Annotated in this window: 16 protein-coding genes and 1 pseudogene; 9 read left to right on the forward strand and 8 right to left on the reverse strand. The window is 44.9% G+C overall.

Annotation, left to right across the window (positions count from 1 at the left end; all coding sequences use genetic code 11):
* Both ARCVE_RS06585 and gyrB read left to right on the forward strand, forming a co-directional pair.
* On the forward strand, positions 1-453 hold the full coding sequence (locus tag ARCVE_RS06585) for a YkgJ family cysteine cluster protein (RefSeq protein WP_013683988.1): 453 nt from the start codon (positions 1-3) through the stop codon (positions 451-453).
* Between the two features lie 194 nt (positions 454-647).
* Positions 648-2513 carry a DNA topoisomerase (ATP-hydrolyzing) subunit B gene (gene gyrB, locus ARCVE_RS06590; protein WP_013683989.1) on the forward strand — a complete coding sequence of 622 codons (1866 nt, stop codon included), beginning with the start codon at positions 648-650 and terminating at the stop codon, positions 2511-2513.
* Between the two features lie 162 nt (positions 2514-2675).
* Here the strand turns inward: gyrB and ARCVE_RS06600 are convergent.
* Positions 2676-3306: pseudogene (locus ARCVE_RS06600) on the reverse strand (TCP-1/cpn60 chaperonin family protein).
* Positions 3307-3327: 21 nt separating this feature from the next.
* A complete protein-coding gene (gene asnB, locus ARCVE_RS06605; protein ID WP_013683990.1) occupies positions 3328-5001 on the reverse strand; it encodes an asparagine synthase (glutamine-hydrolyzing) in 1674 nt (557 codons plus the stop codon).
* Between the two features lie 230 nt (positions 5002-5231).
* Here asnB and mpgS point away from each other — a divergent pair, with 230 nt between their 5' ends.
* Positions 5232-6392, forward strand: coding sequence for a mannosyl-3-phosphoglycerate synthase (gene mpgS / locus ARCVE_RS06610; RefSeq protein ID WP_013683991.1), 1161 nt, complete (start codon positions 5232-5234; stop codon positions 6390-6392).
* Here mpgS and ARCVE_RS06615 read toward each other — a convergent pair.
* Both ARCVE_RS06615 and ARCVE_RS06620 read right to left on the reverse strand, forming a co-directional pair.
* Positions 6389-7045 carry a cysteine hydrolase family protein gene (locus ARCVE_RS06615; protein WP_013683992.1) on the reverse strand — a complete coding sequence of 219 codons (657 nt, stop codon included), beginning with the start codon at positions 7043-7045 and terminating at the stop codon, positions 6389-6391. The genes mpgS and ARCVE_RS06615 overlap by 4 nt on opposite strands.
* Positions 7046-7066: 21 nt before the next feature.
* Positions 7067-7684 carry a transglutaminase domain-containing protein gene (locus ARCVE_RS06620; RefSeq protein WP_013683993.1) on the reverse strand — a complete coding sequence of 206 codons (618 nt, stop codon included), beginning with the start codon at positions 7682-7684 and terminating at the stop codon, positions 7067-7069.
* Positions 7685-8068: 384 nt separating this feature from the next.
* Here ARCVE_RS06620 and ARCVE_RS06625 point away from each other — a divergent pair, with 384 nt between their 5' ends.
* The 5 genes from ARCVE_RS06625 (at position 8069) to ARCVE_RS06645 (ending at position 13608) form a co-directional block, all read left to right on the forward strand.
* Positions 8069-9457 (forward strand): mannose-1-phosphate guanylyltransferase/mannose-6-phosphate isomerase, encoded by a 1389-nt coding sequence (locus ARCVE_RS06625; RefSeq protein WP_013683994.1) that lies wholly within the window; start codon positions 8069-8071, stop codon positions 9455-9457.
* 453 nt (positions 9458-9910) lie between these two features.
* Positions 9911-10156 (forward strand): AbrB/MazE/SpoVT family DNA-binding domain-containing protein, encoded by a 246-nt coding sequence (locus tag ARCVE_RS06630; protein ID WP_013683996.1) that lies wholly within the window; start codon positions 9911-9913, stop codon positions 10154-10156.
* Positions 10143-10553 (forward strand): type II toxin-antitoxin system VapC family toxin, encoded by a 411-nt coding sequence (locus ARCVE_RS06635; RefSeq protein ID WP_013683997.1) that lies wholly within the window; start codon positions 10143-10145, stop codon positions 10551-10553. The genes ARCVE_RS06630 and ARCVE_RS06635 overlap by 14 nt, the downstream gene beginning before the upstream one ends.
* A 123-nt stretch (positions 10554-10676) precedes the next feature.
* Positions 10677-13007, forward strand: a complete 2331-nt coding sequence (gyrA, locus tag ARCVE_RS06640; RefSeq protein ID WP_013683998.1) for a DNA gyrase subunit A — start codon at positions 10677-10679, stop codon at positions 13005-13007.
* A 46-nt stretch (positions 13008-13053) separates the two neighbouring features.
* Complete coding sequence (locus ARCVE_RS06645; protein ID WP_013683999.1) at positions 13054-13608, forward strand: TIGR00267 family protein; 555 nt, start codon at positions 13054-13056, stop codon at positions 13606-13608.
* Between the two features lie 66 nt (positions 13609-13674).
* On the opposite strand, the gene purD is transcribed toward ARCVE_RS06645, so the two are convergent.
* From purD to ARCVE_RS06660, 3 genes are read right to left on the reverse strand one after another with little or no spacing between them, the layout of a single operon-like run.
* A complete protein-coding gene (gene purD, locus ARCVE_RS06650; RefSeq protein WP_013684000.1) occupies positions 13675-15111 on the reverse strand; it encodes a phosphoribosylamine--glycine ligase in 1437 nt (478 codons plus the stop codon).
* 28 nt (positions 15112-15139) lie between these two features.
* Complete coding sequence (locus ARCVE_RS06655) at positions 15140-16057, reverse strand: inorganic phosphate transporter (protein ID WP_013684001.1); 918 nt, start codon at positions 16055-16057, stop codon at positions 15140-15142.
* A 16-nt stretch (positions 16058-16073) separates the two neighbouring features.
* Positions 16074-16712: a TIGR00153 family protein gene (locus ARCVE_RS06660; protein WP_013684002.1), complete on the reverse strand. Its 639-nt coding sequence runs from the start codon at positions 16710-16712 to the stop codon at positions 16074-16076.
* Positions 16713-16811: 99 nt separating this feature from the next.
* Between ARCVE_RS06660 and ARCVE_RS06665 the strand changes: the two genes are divergently transcribed.
* Positions 16812-17630, forward strand: coding sequence for a F420-dependent methylenetetrahydromethanopterin dehydrogenase (locus ARCVE_RS06665; RefSeq protein WP_013684003.1), 819 nt, complete (start codon positions 16812-16814; stop codon positions 17628-17630).
* Positions 17631-17658: 28 nt separating this feature from the next.
* On the opposite strand, the gene ARCVE_RS06670 is transcribed toward ARCVE_RS06665, so the two are convergent.
* Entirely contained in the window at positions 17659-17877 is a 219-nt protein-coding gene (locus ARCVE_RS06670) for a hypothetical protein (protein ID WP_048085750.1), read from the reverse strand.
* Positions 17878-17923 lie beyond the last annotated feature (46 nt).

The raw sequence follows: 17923 nt of genomic DNA on the forward strand, positions 1-17923 counted from the left end.
ATGTACGTGCCATGGAGACGTGTGGCTTCATGGCACTGCGACGCATGCGGGATTTGCTGCTATAGGTACAGAGTGAGGCTAACATTCTACGAGTATCTCAAGCTCAGACCAACTGGTCTTGTGGAAGAGAAATTTGGAAGATACTACATCCGCAAAATCGGTGGCAGGTGTCCGTTCCAGGTTGGAAGATTGTGTTCACTGCAGGGAGTGAAGAAGCCTGCTGCCTGCAAGCTGTTCCCATTCTTCGTAAGGCGCAAGGGCGAGAGAGATGCATTCTACGAATATAATGGCGAAGAGTTTTACGTCTACATCTCCACCGACTGCCCCAACGTTGTGCTGAGCAGAGAGCGCAGAGAGAGTAAAAGAGTCGAAAGTCTGGTGAGAGAAGCTGTTCAACTGTACACGGGCGAGAAAAGAAACGTAGAGTTTATCACGGCCCCTACAGTCGTTTAATTCTGTAGAAAAATTTATCAACCGGAATGGCGAAGATTTGAGTGTAGCAAATTCCGTGGGCTTTCATAATCGCCCCAATTCGGAAAAGAATTGATTAAAAAAATTTGAAACGTGAAAAAAGCTATAAGACAGAATGTTGATGGATAAAAATGTAGTTAAAGTTTAATCAAATGTAAATATAAAAAGGGATGAGTATGGAGTATACAGCCGAGCAGATTGAAGTGCTTGGAGACATCGAGGCCGTCAGAAAGAGGCCCGGAATGTACATAGGCGGCATTGGACTTAGGGGACTCCATCATCTCCTCTGGGAGATAGTGGATAACTCCATAGATGAGGCTCTGGCAGGGCACTGTAAGAACATAACTGTAACCCTCCATAAAGACGGTTCTGCGAGCGTTGAAGATGATGGAAGGGGAATCCCAACGGAAGTTCACGAACTTGGAAGGCCAGCGGTGGAGATAGTGTTAACCAAGCTGCATGCTGGAGGAAAGTTCAACAAAAAAGCGTACAAGGTCGCCGGAGGGCTTCACGGCGTCGGTCTTTCAGTCGTTAATGCCCTTTCTGAGTGGCTTGAAGTCTGGGTCAAGAGGAACGGCAAGATTTACTACCAGAAATACGAGAGAGGTGTTCCTGTCACACCCCTCCAGGTTATCGGAGAGACAAAAGAAACAGGAACAAAAATAAGGTTCAAGCCCGACGAGGAAATTTTCGAAACGACAGAGTTCAGATGGGACATCGTTGCACAACGATTGAAGGAACTAGCCTACCTGAACAAGGGTATCAGACTGAAGCTCATTGACGAAAGGAGTGGAAAGAGCAAAGAGTTCTACTCAGAGGACGGTATAAAGGGCTTCGTTGCCCAGCTCAACAAAAACAAGCCCGTAATTCACGACGTAATCCACTTTTCCGAAGAGAAGAACGGAATAATGGTGGAAGTAGCCATCCAGTTCACCGACACCGAGATAGAGAACGTCCTCTTCTTTGCAAACAACATAAACACCATAGAGGGTGGAACGCACGCAGTGGGCTTCAGAGCAGGGCTGACGAGGGCAATAAACGAGTTTGGCAAGAAATACGTGAAGAAGTTCAAACCCCTCACCGGAGCAGACATAAGGGAAGGCCTGACGGCTGTTGTTTCGGTAAAGGTGCCGGAACCACAGTTTGAGGGACAGACGAAAACCAAGCTGACTAACAGCGAGGTAAAAACTGTTGTAGAGTCGATAGTCTATTCTGAAGTGTTGAAGTGGCTCGAGGAACATCCAAATGAAGCCAACAGAATCATAGAGAAGTGTATACTCGCAATGAAAGCGAGAGAAGCGGCGAGAAAGGCAAGAGAGATTGTGAGGAGAAAAGGTGAGATCTCCATAACCCTGCCAGGAAAGCTCGCAGACTGCTCCTCAAAGAACCCGGAGGAAAGGGAACTGTTCATAGTGGAGGGTGAATCTGCAGGCGGTTCTGCGAAACAGGCGAGAGACAGGCGCTTTCAGGCCATACTACCTATAAGAGGTAAGATCATAAACGTTGAAAAGGCAGGAATGGCCAAAGCACTGCGCAACGAGGAGATCAAGGCGATAGCCGCTGCAATTGGGGCAGGAATAGGCAAGGACTTCGACATAACAAAGGCGAGATACCGCAGAGTCATAATTATGACAGATGCAGATGTCGATGGCGCGCACATCCGAACGCTGCTCCTCACGTTCTTCTACCGCTACATGAAACCACTTATAGAGAGTGGCTACCTTTACATAGCTCAGCCACCACTATACAGGGTTAAGAAGGGGAAGAAAGTTTACTACGTTTACTCGGACAGAGAGCTCGAGGATTTGCTTGAGAGGATAGGCAACGCAGAGGTACAACGCTACAAGGGTCTGGGAGAGATGAACCCAGAGCAGCTATGGGAGACGACAATGAACCCCCATAACCGCTATCTGATTCAGGTCACGCTGGAGGACGCAGCAAGGGCAGAGGAGCTTTTTTCAGTCCTGATGGGTGAGGATGTCGAAGCGAGGAAGAGATTCATAATGGAACATTCTAAGGAAGTTAGAAACCTCGACGTATAATTACCTTTTTTCTTAATTAGATCTAAACGGACATACTTTTCACACAGTCTTTCCTATTATGCTGAAAGGAATGTTATTACCATCCAACTACACAATACAACGTTTACGCTCAGAATTAGAAAATAAAATTTTAGATGTTCATACCTCCCACATTTGTTCCTTTCATACCTTCTCTTTCTCAAGTCCCTTCGCAGCGATGACGTCGTCGATTCTCAGAATCATCACCGCAACTTCCGTAGCAGACTCAATTGCCTGGCTCTTGACACGGAGTGGCTCGAGGACACCTCTCTCCTTCATGTCAACGACCTTGCCCGTTTCAACGTCAACGCCAGTGTACTTCTCGCCCCTCTCGTGGGCAGCCTTGAGTTCTACGAGCACATCAATCGGGTCGATTCCCGCATTCTCGGCGAGGGTCTTGGGTATTATCTCGAGCGCTGCAGCGAATGCCTCGGCAGCGAGCTGTTCTCTTGAGAAGCTCACCAGCAAGAACCACAGCCGTTGTGGTTCCATCGCCGACCTCGTTGTCCTGAGTTTTCGCAATTTCAACCACAACTTTAGCCCCAGGGTGTTCAACATCAATTTCTTTAAGGATAGCAACACCGTCATTTGTAATCACGACGTCCCCTAAGCCATCCACTAACATCTTGTCCATTCCTCTCGGGCCAAGAGTGCTCCTCACAGCTTCGGCAATAACGCGAGCGGCCATTATGTTAAGCCTCTGCGCGTCTCTTCCAACAGTCCTCTGGGTTCCCTCCTTCAAAATTAGTACAGGCTGCCCATGCAGCGTTGCCATTTACATCACCTCCACAAAATATCAAATATTACATAACACCTCTTTTAGATGCTCAAGTTCAGACTTACAAACGAGTTTTTGTTCCAGAGCAATCGTGTCGAGGTACATCTGCACGTAATCAGGTACCGTCCAGAGCTTCTTCCCTCCATACTTGTATCCGTATCTTATTGAACTGCCGAGTTTTTCTCTGACACTTTCGTCCAGATTATAACCTGCTATCCTCGCAACTTCTTCATTAAACCCATTTATCCGCGCAATCTCAAGAATTGCCTCATGCACCCCTGACCCGTGCTGAGCAGCTTCCTTTGGTCTCTCAGCCAGATCTGCAGATACTCCGATCCGTTTAGCAAGTTCTCTGTGAATAAACTTTCCAAGTCTGTCTTTAGGAGACGTTATTTTCAGTTTAGCATCAATCTGCATGGCCACTTTTATGACCTGAGGATCAAGATACGGAACCCGGAGTTCTATACTGTGCGCCATCGTTATCTTGTCCTCCCGCTCCAAGGTTTCGCGATAGAGATTCAGTATGTCACTTACCATGTACTGCTCCAACACTCGATAACCATCTCTTTCTACAATCACACCGTACCACGGATAGCCACCAAAAAGCTCATCTGCCCCTTGTCCTGTAAGCATAACCTTAAGACAGTCTTCATGTGCCATCTCTACAGCAGCATAGACCGGAATAGCTACTTCCACCTGGCCAAATAGGCGGTCTTCGATAGTCTCCATGACCTCTGGAATGTACGCTTCCACATCCTCAAGACTGAGCTCCTTAACTCTGATTTCCAGACCAATTTCCGAGGCGGCAAGTTTGGCGTACTTGATATCTTCAGAACCTTTCAGACCTGCGGTGTAACACGTCACATCTGTAAACTCACTGGCAATTTTCGCAATGAGTACGCTGTCAATTCCTCCTGAGAATATTACACCAACTTTTTCAAGCCCAGACACCCTTTTTCTAACAGCTTCGATAAGAGCGTCGTGATACTTCTCTATAGCCTCGTGGAAATCATAAATTGAAGTTTTCAGATTAACTGGTAGCTCAAGAACCTTTCTGAGGGTAACACCATCTCTAGATAGTTTTGCCAGATGTCCCGGTGGTAGCCGTATTTCATTGCATATTCCTATTTCCCAGAGCGCTTTTCGTTCAGATGCAAAAGCAACATATCTTTCATTTACACCAATGTATAGCTGTTTTACTCCTATTCTATCCCTGGCAATTACTACCTCTCTTCCATCGCTTACTGCAATGGCATACACACCATCCAGATATCCGAGAGCTTTGGCAACCGATGAAGCCAAGTCTCCGTTGTAGAATTGTTCGATGAGGTGGACAATGGTTTCACTATCAGTCTCGGTGATGAACCTGTGGTCAGCCTCCAGTCTTTTTCTAAGCTCCCTGTAATTGTAAATCTCACCATTGTGGAGAAGAATAAGCTTTCGCTGGCAATCCTCAAGCGGCTGCTGACCAAACATCCCCCCAACAATGGCCAGTCTTACGTGACCCATTGCCATGCTGCCTTCGATACCTTTGATATCTATATCCTCAAGTGAGAAGCTTCTCTGAATTGTTTTTCCAACTACTACACCACAACCATCCGGTCCACGATGGTGCATCCTGCCAAGCATTCTAACGATCTGATCCGAAACGCTGCTTCCATCTCTGCTGATGATACCAGCAATACCACACATCTCGAAATCACCACCATTTAAACAAAGCTATAAATTATACCGAAATGCCCCAGATATTTCTTCTAACTAAATATATTTTTACTGAATTATTTCTTCTAACCATCTCCGTTCGGCTAAATAGCACTTTTACACCCCCATCTGCACTCAGAAAGTCATCTTATAAAAATTTTATGGGCAAAATATTTATAGGATGGCTCTAAAACGGAAAATTGAATCGTGGAGGTTTAAAAATGCTTATTGAAGCTCCAAGACATGCAGAGATATTTGGATCAGTAAAAATCTACGACGTTCAAAAGGTGTTAAAACTAGAATCAAAAGAGATTGAAGGCCCCCTATTACGCAGCATTGGCAGAGAACAAATCGAAGAGGTTTTAGAGAAGCTTTCAATCGTAATCCCCATAAAAAATGAAAAGATAAAGTTACTTGACGGTGTTTTAAAAGCAATACCAGATGCCTGCCAGATAATAGTCGTCTCCAACAGCTCAAGAACAGGACATGATGTGTTTAGAATGGAAGCAGATGTAATAACACACTTTCATAGCCTCACAAAACACCCCATCTGTATTATACATCAAAAAGACCCGGGGCTGGCTTTAGCCTTTAAAGAAGTGGGATATACAAGCATTCTTGATGAGAGCGGATTTGTAAGAGATGGTAAAGCAGAAGGTATGATTACCGGCACACTACTCGCAAAATGCTTGGAAAAAGACTTTGTTGGATTTATTGATGCTGATAACTACATTCCCGGTGCTGTCAACGAGTATGTAAAAGATTTTGCTGCAGGATTCTGCATGTCCGAGTCACCGTATTCGATGATTAGGCTGCATTGGAAACACAAACCAAAAATCGTAAAGAGCAGACTCTATTTCAGAAAATGGGGAAGAGTTTCTGAAATCACCAACAAATATCTTAACTTTCTTCTATCTAACTGCACAGGGTTCGAAACTGACATAATAAAGACTGGAAACGCTGGAGAGCATGCGATGACGATGGAACTTGCCAGTATAATGTGCTATTCAACAGGGTATTCTATAGAACCGTATCAACTTGTTTACCTGCTGGAAGAATTCGGAAAGGGAGAAACAGAATGCAGAGATGTCGTAAACTCTGGAGTTGAGATATTACAAATAGAGATGCTGAACCCCCACTTGCACGAGGAAAAAGGTGAAAAACATATTAAAGACATGTTACTGGGATTACTCTCGACCATCTACCATAGCAAACTCTGCAACGAGTATCTTAAATCCAAGATTCTTGAAGAACTGCGAACGAACAATGCGATTGGACAGGAACAAGCACCAAAAAAGAATTTGATTATACCACCAATTAAGGATATTGATATTAAAAAATTCATAAAAGTACTGGAAGGGGGTTACATATACCCCCATTAGCATTCTACTTCAAGCAAAAATTTATTACCGCGAATTCTTTTAAGACTCTTGAAAAAGTCTCCAGATTTCATTACAAGACCAAAATTCTCTTTAACTTCCAGAAGCGTAGTCCTGTAAAGCTCATCACTCAAAGATGCTGTTGCATCAGATAGAAGAATTACGTCGTATCCTCTATTGAACGCATCCCTCAGTGAGGATTCCACACATATGGAGGTATCGACTCCTGTAAAGACTAAAGTGTCAGCTTTTAAAGCCTTCAGCCACATCTCAAATTCCGTATCCTGAAAAATAGAATCCCTCCGTTTCTCAACAACAAGATCGTCAGGAGCTGGCTTTAGCATATCTATAATCTCTGCATCCCAAGTACCTCTGACGGCTATAGGCAGCCTTTTAATCCTTTCCAGCCTTTTTGGTGGTAGAATTTGATGTACTTTGTCGAGCATATCAATTCCAGATCTTTCTCGAATTGCTTTAGAGAAAAATACGGGGATTTTTAGGGATTTTGCTTCCTCATACGTACTTCTAAGAGTGGGTAGTATTTTCCGATATTTCGAGATGTCATAGCCCAATTTGTCAAACGATCCATCTGGAGACAAAAAACAATTCTGCATGTCAATGATTACCAGTGCTGGTTTAATCTTATAGCCTTTCATAGGAGATATAATGCCGTGTATCTATAAAAAATGTGGTGGTGAGTTACATTGAGCCCTCAAAACATCCAACCACTCACTGAATTTTTTCAAAAATAACTCTCTACCCCTCTGAACCCGAGGAGGTAACTGCTTTATCTTTTTAACTTTAAATTCAAGAGGATTCTCTACTTCCCAGACTCTTACCGGCCTTATACTAAGCTTTGTATCACTCTTACCATTCCACTTATTGACGACAAAGTAGTTCTCTAAGGGACTATCAAACGTTGCATCCAGTGTTACCCATCTACCGTCAACATAAACCTTGATGAAGTTGTGGAAATCCGGAATTCCGAAATATCTCTCGAGCAGCGCTTTCAATTCTGGTGGATAATCTATATTTCGTGGAAGTTCAGCATAGCGATGAAAACAAAGCATGTCTTTCACTTCTACACCCAGTGCAAGGTATAGCTCTCTAAGAAGAAAATGTTTCCCACTGCAAGTCCCTCTGTTCATCCTATACACATCCAATGGATGTCTCGAACCAATTGTTCCGTAGGGAATGTCTCTAACCCTCTCAAAAACCCTGACTACTGCCTCTTCTTTACTTCTGCATCCAGAAACAAGCTCACTCAGTATCAGTTCAATCGTTTCATTTTTCATAGGACAGAGACAGGCTGGTAGATTACTGTATAAATTTTTTATTCTAATAATGAAGAAATATAAAAATCCTATACAGTTTTAAAATGCCATGGCAGTCGATGAGGTAATCAGTACAGCGTACAATATTCCCACGGTTGCAGTAGCACAGACTTGTAGGACATGCTACCAACCCTGTTGCAGCTCTATCGTTCGATACTAAAGAAAAATTATAAACATTGCCGATAACCAAAATTATAATAAATTAAAAAATAAGTTCAAGATAATTAATTTTCAGGCCGATTTCCCAAAAAAGCAACGTAATTTATTTAAGAAATGGAGAACAAGGCTGTAAAAGGTTAGTAGAAAATTTCTATAATTTAGAATTTATTGAACGGAGGTGGTCTTGTGAAAACGGTAATACTCGCTGGTGGGAGTGGTTCGAGACTCTGGCCTCTGAGCAGAGAGCAGTTTCCGAAGCAGTTCGTTAAACTATTTGATGACTCGTCGCTTTTCCAGAAGACTGTAGATAGGGCATTAATGTTATCTGAACCAGACGAGGTTTACATCGTAACCAACGCAAAGTATGAGTTTAGAGTTTTGGATCAACTTTCTGAAATGGGACTAGAATTGCCAGAGGAAAACATTTTGATTGAACCCGAGGCTAAAAATACCTTACCGGCAATATTTTACGCTATTAAAATGATAGAAGAGAAACACGGGGATTCGGTGGTTGCTGTTTTACCTTCAGACCATCTCATTGAGGTGAATGATAGTTACAAAAAAGCGTTCGAAAATGCAAAACGCATCGCTGAGAAATACCTGGTTACTTTTGGGGTTAAGCCTACACGTCCACACACTGGCTACGGTTATATAAAACCAGGAAAACCTCTTGATGGCGGTTATGAGGTGAAGAAATTTGTAGAAAAACCTGATTTAGAGAAGGCTAAAGAGTATGTGGGAAAAGGGTACTTCTGGAATAGTGGTATGTTCCTTTTTAAATCCAGCCTGTTTATTGAGGAGTGCAGGACTTACCAGCCTGTAGTCGTAAGGTTGTTTGAAACGGAAAGTCTGGACAGTATCTACAAAAAGCTGCCAGAAATTTCTATTGACTATGCCATAATGGAAAAAACAGATAGAGCTGCTGTTGTACCTCTTGATACGTTCTGGAGTGATGTAGGTAGTTTTGATTCGCTGTACGATATTTTCGAAAAGGACAAAGATGGAAACGTTATTAAAGGTGAATGTTTACCAATAAACTCAAAAAATAATTTTATTCTCGGTGAAAGACTCATCGCGCCGGTTGGCGTTCGTGATTTGATAATCGTGGATACTAAAGATGCCGTCCTTGTTTGCTCAAAAAGAGCTGCTCAAAAGGTAAAAGATGTGGTTGAAATTCTGAAATCCAGGGGCGACGAGAGGGGCGAGGTACATAAGACAGCATATCGTCCATGGGGATCATTTACAGTTCTTGAGGAGGGTGGATTCTACAAGATCAAAAGGTTAACAGTTTTGCCTGGAAGGAGACTGAGTCTGCAAAGACACTACCATAGAAGCGAACACTGGGTAGTTGTTAAAGGAACTGCAAGAGTTATTGTAGAAGACAGAAAATTCTTACTGAAGAGTGGAGAAAGCACCTTTATAGATGTTGGCAAAATACACAGACTTGAGAACCCGGGTCTGACAACTCTTGAAGTTATTGAGGTACAGATCGGAGAGTACTTGGGCGAAGATGACATCGAAAGATTTCAGGATGATTTTGGGAGAGACGAAAGCAGTGCTACCAAACAGATTTAGTGGTAAGTTTGGGCATTATATTATTTTAGATTTTAATCTGGAAAACCTAAAACACTTGCAGTAACTCGACACCATAAATTAATTTCACTAAATACAGCGCAATTTCCATAGTGGATTCCATGGTTCATCTATCGCATAATATAAAATAAATAGAGATATACCAGAACAGAGATATATATTAGTACTCAATCTTAGCCCTACATGAGATCTGCTGAAAGTTCGTTACAACTTCTTTCTTTTCCATCTCCTCGTAAAACTTCGCTCTTGCCACGAGATTCACCCAGAACTCACTCATGCTACCACCATTTCTTTACCTGACCTATAAATATAATAGCCTTGGGAGTGGTGCGAAAGTGTTGATGATACTTGGATTTTTGATCTGGTATTATGCTGGTGGGGAGTGACAACAAAGTATTTATCTCACCGTTCTAAAACTGAATATGGTGAATTTGCATGAGTTATGGTGTTGAAATAAAAAAAGTGGATAGGCAGGGACGAATAATACTACCATCAGATTGGAGAAGAGATGAACTAAAGAACGGCGACGAAGTGTTCATAATCAAGGAGAGAGGAGTTCTAAAGATAATTCCAAAAAAGAAGAAACCAGATCTGACGAAATATTTTGACAGCGTTGATCTGAATGTTGATTTCATTGAAGAGTGGGATAAGTTTGAGAGGGAGTTTAATGAGATTCCTTGATGCTAACATTTTCATTTACGCATACTATAAACCAAAGAAAGAGTTGAATGAAAAGGCAAGATGGATGAAAGAAGAATCGAAAAAGATACTGAAAAGAGTGAGTAACGGGGAAGAAGTCGTTACAACAATCGTACATTTGTCTGAAGTCAATAATTTCCTGAAAAAGTCAATGGACACTGTTTCCCTGCAGAACTTCTTTTTAGACCTCTACTCACTGGAAAACGTTAAAATAATCGATGTGAGTGCCAACGACTATCTTGCAGCAATCGTCATGATGGCAGAAACTGGATTAGATGCAAACGATTGTTTGGCGCTCAAAGTCATGAGAGATATGGAAATTACAGAGATATACACTTTCGATAGAGCTTTTGAGCGATTCGTGATCAGACTGCCTTAGAGTGCCTTTAAAATTTCCGTTTTTCCGCTAATTTATCATTTCCCAGCACTCAAACAGAAATTCCGATAGCTATCGACTTAACCCTCGGATAGCCTTATAAATCCCACAAGATAGCTTGGAGCGATGGAACTGCTGCGCGAGATTAGTCAGGAACTGAAGAGCTCTTACATTGACTACGCTATGAGTGTAATCGTCGGAAGAGCACTTCCAGACGTTCGCGATGGTCTAAAACCTGTACAGCGAAGGATTCTCTATGCAATGTACGAGATGGGTATAACGAGCACCAAACCCTACAGAAAGTGTGCACGTATCGTCGGTGATGTCCTCGGTAAGTATCACCCCCATGGCGATGCAGCCGTTTACGATGCGCTCGTTCGCATGGCTCAAGACTTTGCAATGCGTTACCCTCTCATCGACGGGCAGGGTAACTTTGGAAGCATCGACGGCGACATGCCAGCAGCGATGAGATATACAGAGGCGAGGCTCGCAAAGATTGCCGAGGAGATGCTATCAGACATCGACAAAGATACCGTTGACTTCGTTCCAAACTTCGACGCAACGCTGAAGGAACCCTCAGTTCTCCCAGCAAAAATCCCCAACCTTCTGATAAACGGCTGCAGTGGTATAGCCGTTGGAATGGCTACCAACATGCCGCCCCACAACCTGAGAGAAGTTTGCGATGCTATAATCGCCTATCTGCAGAACCCGGACATAACAGTCAGAGAGCTGATGAAATACGTTAAAGCCCCTGACTTTCCAACTGGCGGAGTAATTGTAGGCAGAAAGGGGCTCATTGACGCATACGAGACTGGAAAGGGCAAGATAACGGTAAGGGGCAGGGTAGAAATAGAGAACAACACCATCATAATCAGGGAAATCCCCTACATGGTCAACAAAGCAAGGCTCGTTGAAAAGATTGCTGAACTGATAAACAGCGGCAAGCTCGAAGCAAAAACCGTTAGGGACGAATCTGACAGAGAGGGAATTAGAATAGTCGTGGAGGTAAGAGAAGACATAAACACAGCCCTCAAGAAGCTCTACGCTTATACAAACCTGCAGACTACGTTTGGCATTATCAACTTAGCGCTCGTAGACAACGAACCACGCATTCTCAGCCTGAAGGAACTGATAGAGTGCTACGTCGAGCACAGAAGAGTTGTCGTAAGGAGAAGAACACAGTACGAACTCAAAAAAGCAAAAGAGAGGCTCCACATAGTTGAAGGCCTAAAGAAGGCAATAGAGGACATAGACAACGTTATCCAGCTCATAAAGTCATCAAGCTCGCCGTCTGAAGCAAAAACTGCCCTCATGGAGAGGTACGAGCTGAGCGAGGTTCAGGCCGATGCGATACTGCAGACAAGGCTTCAGAAGCTCACCGCCATGGAAATAGATGCGCTGATGAAGGAGTACGAAGAATTGATACAGAAGATAAAAGAATACGAGGAGATTCTCGCATCTCCGCAAAGAATCGACGCAATAATAGCTTCGGAACTCGAGGAGATAAAGGAAAAGTACGGTGATGAAAGAAGGACGGAGATAGTCGAGGAAGACGGCGAAATTTCTGCAGAGGAGCTCGTAAGTTTTGAAGAAAATATCCTCATCGTCACAAAGAACGGTTTCGTCAAAAGGATGAGTATCGGGTTCAAGACTCAGCACAGGGGTGGCGTCGGCGTAATTGGAATTGGTATGAGAGGCGACGACGAGCCAGCAATCATCGTAAAGTGCAACTCGAGGGACAAGCTCCTTGTCTTCACAGCATCTAAAGCCTACTGGCTCAACGCGTACGAGATTCCGAAGCAGGAGAGGACTGGAAAGGGTGTGAATATAAGAATGTATCTCTCAATTCCGGAAGGAGAGAGAATAGTCGCAATTGTTCCTTTCCAGAACTTTGAGGGAGACATTCTGATTCTAACCGAGGATGGCTACATAAAAAGGACGCCGCTCTCTGAATTCGAAAACGCAAAAAGAGCAGGCATCGTCGCATCTGGAGGAAAAATCGCCTTTGCAAGACATCTCGATGGCAAAGAAGTCTTCATCGCAACTACCAACGGATACGCTGTCCGATTCAAGGCAGAGGATGTGCCGGAGTATGGCAGGAGTGCAAAGGGTGTCAAAGCAATAAGTTTGAGGCAGGGAGATAGCATAGCGTGGCTGAGCTGCATAAGGGGGGATGGAGACATTCTGACTCTTACGGCAGACGGACATGGAAAGCGAACAGCCGTCGAAGAGTACAGATTGGTGTCGAGAGGAGCGATGGGTGTAATAAATGCCAGATCTGGTGGGGTTGTGTTCTCCGAGTACGTCGAAGGTGACGAGGACTTGCTCACCATAAGCAAGGACGGCTACGCGCTGAAAATCGAGGTTAAATCGATACCGAGACAGGGAAGAAATGCAAGGGGAGTTATAGTCAGCAGAAAAGGAATCGCATGTGCGACACTCCTGCAGAAGGAATAAGACAAGAAGATAAGCTTATAACCGCTACTACAATAATTCCAGCATAATGAAGTATGATGGACTCAGACACGTTATCAGAGGGCTTATAGACGGCTCCCTTTCAACTCTCGGGGTCATAATAGGGGCGAGCGGAGCAAGTCCAGCAATAATAATCACTGCAGGTTTAGGTGGAGGAGTAGCAAACGGACTTTCAAACGTTCTCGGAGCTTTTACCGCAGAGAGAGCAAGGATGGAAATGGAGATTTCAGAACTCGAGAAGGCTATGCTGAAGATGGGGCAGTTGAGAGGGACAGTCCTTCACGAAAAAGCTAAGAAGAAGACGTATATAGGCGGGATATCCGATGGCCTGTCGACGATACTGGGTTCGGTTATTCCTGTGATACCGTTTCTGCTGATGTACCCCCTCGGATATAGCAGGGATTTCGCGATGCTTTTATCCGTGTCTGTTACAATCTTCCTCCTGTTCTTTCTTGGAGTTTACCTTGGCAAGCTCTCGAGGGAGAATATTGCTATTGCCGGCGTAAAAATGGCCCTAATCGGGCTCTGCACAGCTATAATCTGCACAATCGTTGAGAAGTCGTTCAGCGCGCTTTTGAGCTGACGAAAGTAAATCTTTATCGATTCCGTTAGCAAAAAAAGATGTATGTAGCTGTACTAACGTCCACGCTCAATCCGGCACGTCAAGGCCAATCGTCTTCCTGTAGCGCATCCCCGGAAATTTTATCTTCTGTATTGCGGAGTACGCCCTCTCTCTCGCCTCATCTACCGTCTTACCCCTGCCGACCACAGTTATAACCCTGCCACCAGTTGTCTGATACCCGTCGGGTTTCGCTATTCCGTTTGCGTAGAGAATGGCCTCCTTCATTGCCTCCTCGAGCCCCTCCATGGGCTGGCTCGTGTAGTGGTCTGCAGGATAGCCGGGTTTGAAGCCTTCTCTTCCCTTCAGAGCGCCGCTGACGGCGCAGACACCAACGCAGCAATCGTTGCTGAATTTAACGTCCACCTCATCAAGTTTACCTTCAACTACCGCCATGGAAAGCTCGTACATGTCCGTTTCAAGCCGCGGCAGCTTAGCCTGCGCTCCGGGGTCACATTCTCTAACGTTTATTTCGAGAACCTTCGGAATTAGCTCTCCATTCTTCTCAACGAGCATGATAACGGGATACAGTATGCCTTTGAACGTCTTGCCCTCGAGCTTTCTGAAGTTCTCAATAACCGGCTTCACGACCATATCCATTATTTTCTCTTCAAGCTCAGGCGTTATGGCTGGATGCGGGCTTACAGCACCCATACCACCCGTGTTTGGGTTTAGTAGCCTGCCTTCTTTGTAAAGTCTCTCCGCCTCGCTCTTCGAAATGAACTTTTTGGTGACACCTATATAGAACTCCCTCATACCCTCAATATCGTCGCTGTCGAACGCTCGCTTGTAGTCCTTCGCATGTCCAAAGGCCCTTACAGTCTTTCCATCGCTTATGGCCGTGAAGGCAACCTCTATGCCGTAAAGCCTTTCCTCGATTTCGATTCTGTTTCCTGCGTCACCAAACTTCCTCTTCACCATTATGTCGTCTATTGCCTGCAGAGCTTCGTCAGCACTATTGCAGACGTAAACACCCTTGCCGGCTGCGAGTCCATCAGCCTTAACGACGAGGTTTCCCCTGCCCTCTGCGTAGTACTCCTTAACGTACTCTCTGGCATCCTCAGGATCATCGAAGTTTCTGTATCCCGGAATCGGCACACCTATCCTATCAAGAAAATCCTTTGTCCAGCATTTACTCGCTTCAATAATCGTCGCCTCTTTCCTCGGCCCAACAGCTGGAATGCCCTCCTCCTCCAGCAAATCCACCAAACCGAGGCTCAGAGGCTCCTCAGGACCTACAAAAACGAGGTCAACTTCTTCGAGCTTTGCAAACCTTACGATTTCGTCCAGAGCCCTGATAGAAGATATGTACTTACCCTCGAGTTTTGCCTGACGGCACTTCTCAAAGAACTCGCTACCAGCATTTCCCGGAGCCACAAAAACCTCCTTAACATGCTTGCTTCTCGCAAAGGCGTGAGCTATTGCATTTCCCCTTCCACCAGCGTCGACCACGAGAACCTTAACCATGCTTTCAATTTCAACGACCGTATATAAATTATAGCGTTAAGAGCCTGCCAATTGCAAAACATATAGTGAATGCCGATATAGGTGTTATAACCCAGCTCGCGAGTATCTTTTTGATAAGGCTCAGCCTGACCGAACTCACACCCTTCAGCATACCGACTCCTGCGATGCCGCCAATTATGCAGTAGGTTGTTGAGACGGGCATACCCAGGTTTGTGAAGGTGAGGACGCTGATTCCTGCTGCCATCTGGGCGGCGAAGCCGGAGAATGCGTCGAGGGACGTTATACCCTTTCCAACAGTCTCTACAACTCTGCCGCTGAGGAGCACTGCCCCCATGATAAGCGCTAAAGAACCGACGATGGCCGCTTCGTTGGGAGACATCAAGCCAGCGGACACTATCGGCCCCAAAGCCGTCGCAAGCTCGTTCGCCCCGGTGTTGTATGCGATGACCGCCCCGCTGACGAGGAGCAGGAGTGAAAGTATTCTCTCAATTACAAAGACAGGAAGTCTAGAAAGTGTCCGCTCCATCAATGAGTAAAGTAGTACTGCAAAAATTAGAGAGCTGACGGGGGAGATCAGCCAGGATAGAACTATTGAGGTGAGGACTCCAAGCTTCGCCGAACCAGCTGCAAGACCCGCGCCAACAAGACTTCCGATTATTGCCTGATGGCTCGAAACGGGTAGTTTCTTCCAGTTTGAAAGGATAATCATCAATGCAGATACGAGGAGGGAAACACTTAGCAAAACTCCGTCAAGTTCTGCAAGGCCACCAACTGTCTCCATAACGCTCCGCTGCGTTAAAGCTCCAAGGGTGACGAATATCCCAAGGAGAAGGACTGCCCTCCTGAACGTGAGCATCCCGCAGCCGATGCTTATACCGAAAGAGTTGGATGTGTCGTTCGAACCAATACTGAATGCTATCAGTATCGCCGCAATGGCAGCAAGCATGCAGTTACCTCAGCAGTTACCTCAAACTAACATTCAAAATCTGTATCAGATCGGCCGCATCTTCTATCACATCGCTGATGTCAACAAGGTTGTCCACGAAATCGGAGAGTATTTTTCCCTCCCAGTAGCTGCTAACCTCTTTTTTAACAAGCTTTTTGTATATCTCGTACTTAAGCGCATCTACCTCTCTCTCCCTCGCCCTAATTTTGATTGTCTTGTCGCTCAGGTCGTGCTCGTTGCCAAGCGCCTCGAAAGCTTCGAGAAGGTTGGTGCTCATTTTTACATTTATGACTGCAACTTTTACACACAGTTCTCTAACATCTCCGTCGATTTCGGAAATTAAGCGAACGTAGTCAACAGCAGTATCCTCGAGAGTGTCAAGAATTTCATCTATGGTCTCTGCGAGCTTGTAGAGTGTGCCCCTCATGACGGGCAAAAACGCACCCTCATAGAGTTTCAGCGCTATTTCTCTTCTTATCGCATCTCCTGTTTTTTCAAGCTCACAAACTTCAGTAAGGAGACTTTTATCATCCGTCTCAATGGCCTTCGCAAATATCTCACAGGCAAGTCTGACCGTGTTGAGATGTTCCTTAAATAGATCTATGACTTCTTTTTCTCTGCTGCCACCCAGCATAAACCTCCTGAACCACCACATCCTACCACCATATTATTTAGAGTAACAAAGATAAAAACATTAAAAAGTTTACTGCACCGAAACGGAAACGATTATATATGACGGATGTTAGCAGCGTGCATGCGTATCGGGATCATCAAGCTTGGAGCAATCGCAACAGCCCTGCTCATCGATTACATGCTCGACGAGAGGGCGGATAGAGAGGATATAGATGTCAGAACAATTACGAGTGGCTCAAAATTGAGAGAAAGGGATGCAGAAATTGTAGATAAGATGAGGGAGTTCAACCCCGACTTGGTCATAGTCGCATCGCCAAATGCAGCGCTGCCAGCAGCTAAGCTCGCAAGGGATGCGCTAAAGGCTGAAGGGAAGCCAGTAATAGTTATAAGCGACGCTCCTGCGAAGAAAGTGAAGGACGAGCTTGAGGCTGAAGGATTTGGTTACATTCTCGTCAATGCAGACTCTATGATTGGAGCAAGAAGGGAATTTCTTGATCCGACAGAGATGTGTCTCTATAACTCCGACGTCATAAAGGTTCTTGCCGCAACCGGAGCATTTAGGGCGGTTCAGTTAGCAGTAGATGAAGCGATAGAGAGTGCAAAGGCCGGAAAGCCGAAACTGCCCAGACTCATCATCGATGCAGAGGCTGCCGTTAATGCCGGAAACTTCAGCAACCCATATGCGAGAGCCAAAGCTATGGCAGCGTACACCATAGCGGAAAAAGTTGCTGCTGTAACAACAAAGGCATGCTTCGTGGAGAAGGATGCGGAGAAGTATATCCCAATGGTCGCTGCAGCGCATGAAATGATGCGTTACGCTGCAAAACTTGCGGAGGAGGCAAGAGAAATAGAGAAGAGCAGTGATGCTGTTTATAGAACGCCACACGCAAAAGATGGCAGGGTTCTGAGCAAATGGGGGCTTATGGAGAAGCCCTCTTGAGTTTTATCTGATTTTATTCTTAAGTGGATTAGGCCTCACTAAGGAACGAGTAAGATATCAGCAAAAAGCCAGCCGTCAGAATGCTTATAACGAGAGGCATCACGATATTTGGAAACGTAATCAGCCCAAGAGCCGATGCCATAAGCATGCTCACACCGGCAAGAGCTATGAGAATGAAGCCTGCAAGCAGGTAAAGCATGTCAGTTCTCCCAGTAGACATGTGCGCTTTGAGTACAACTCCAATCACAATAAGACTCGATGCAATAAAAACGAAGCTAAACAGGAAATAAAGA

Source organism: Archaeoglobus veneficus SNP6 (assembly GCF_000194625.1).
GTDB classification, from domain to species: Archaea; Halobacteriota; Archaeoglobi; order Archaeoglobales; family Archaeoglobaceae; genus Archaeoglobus_C; species Archaeoglobus_C veneficus.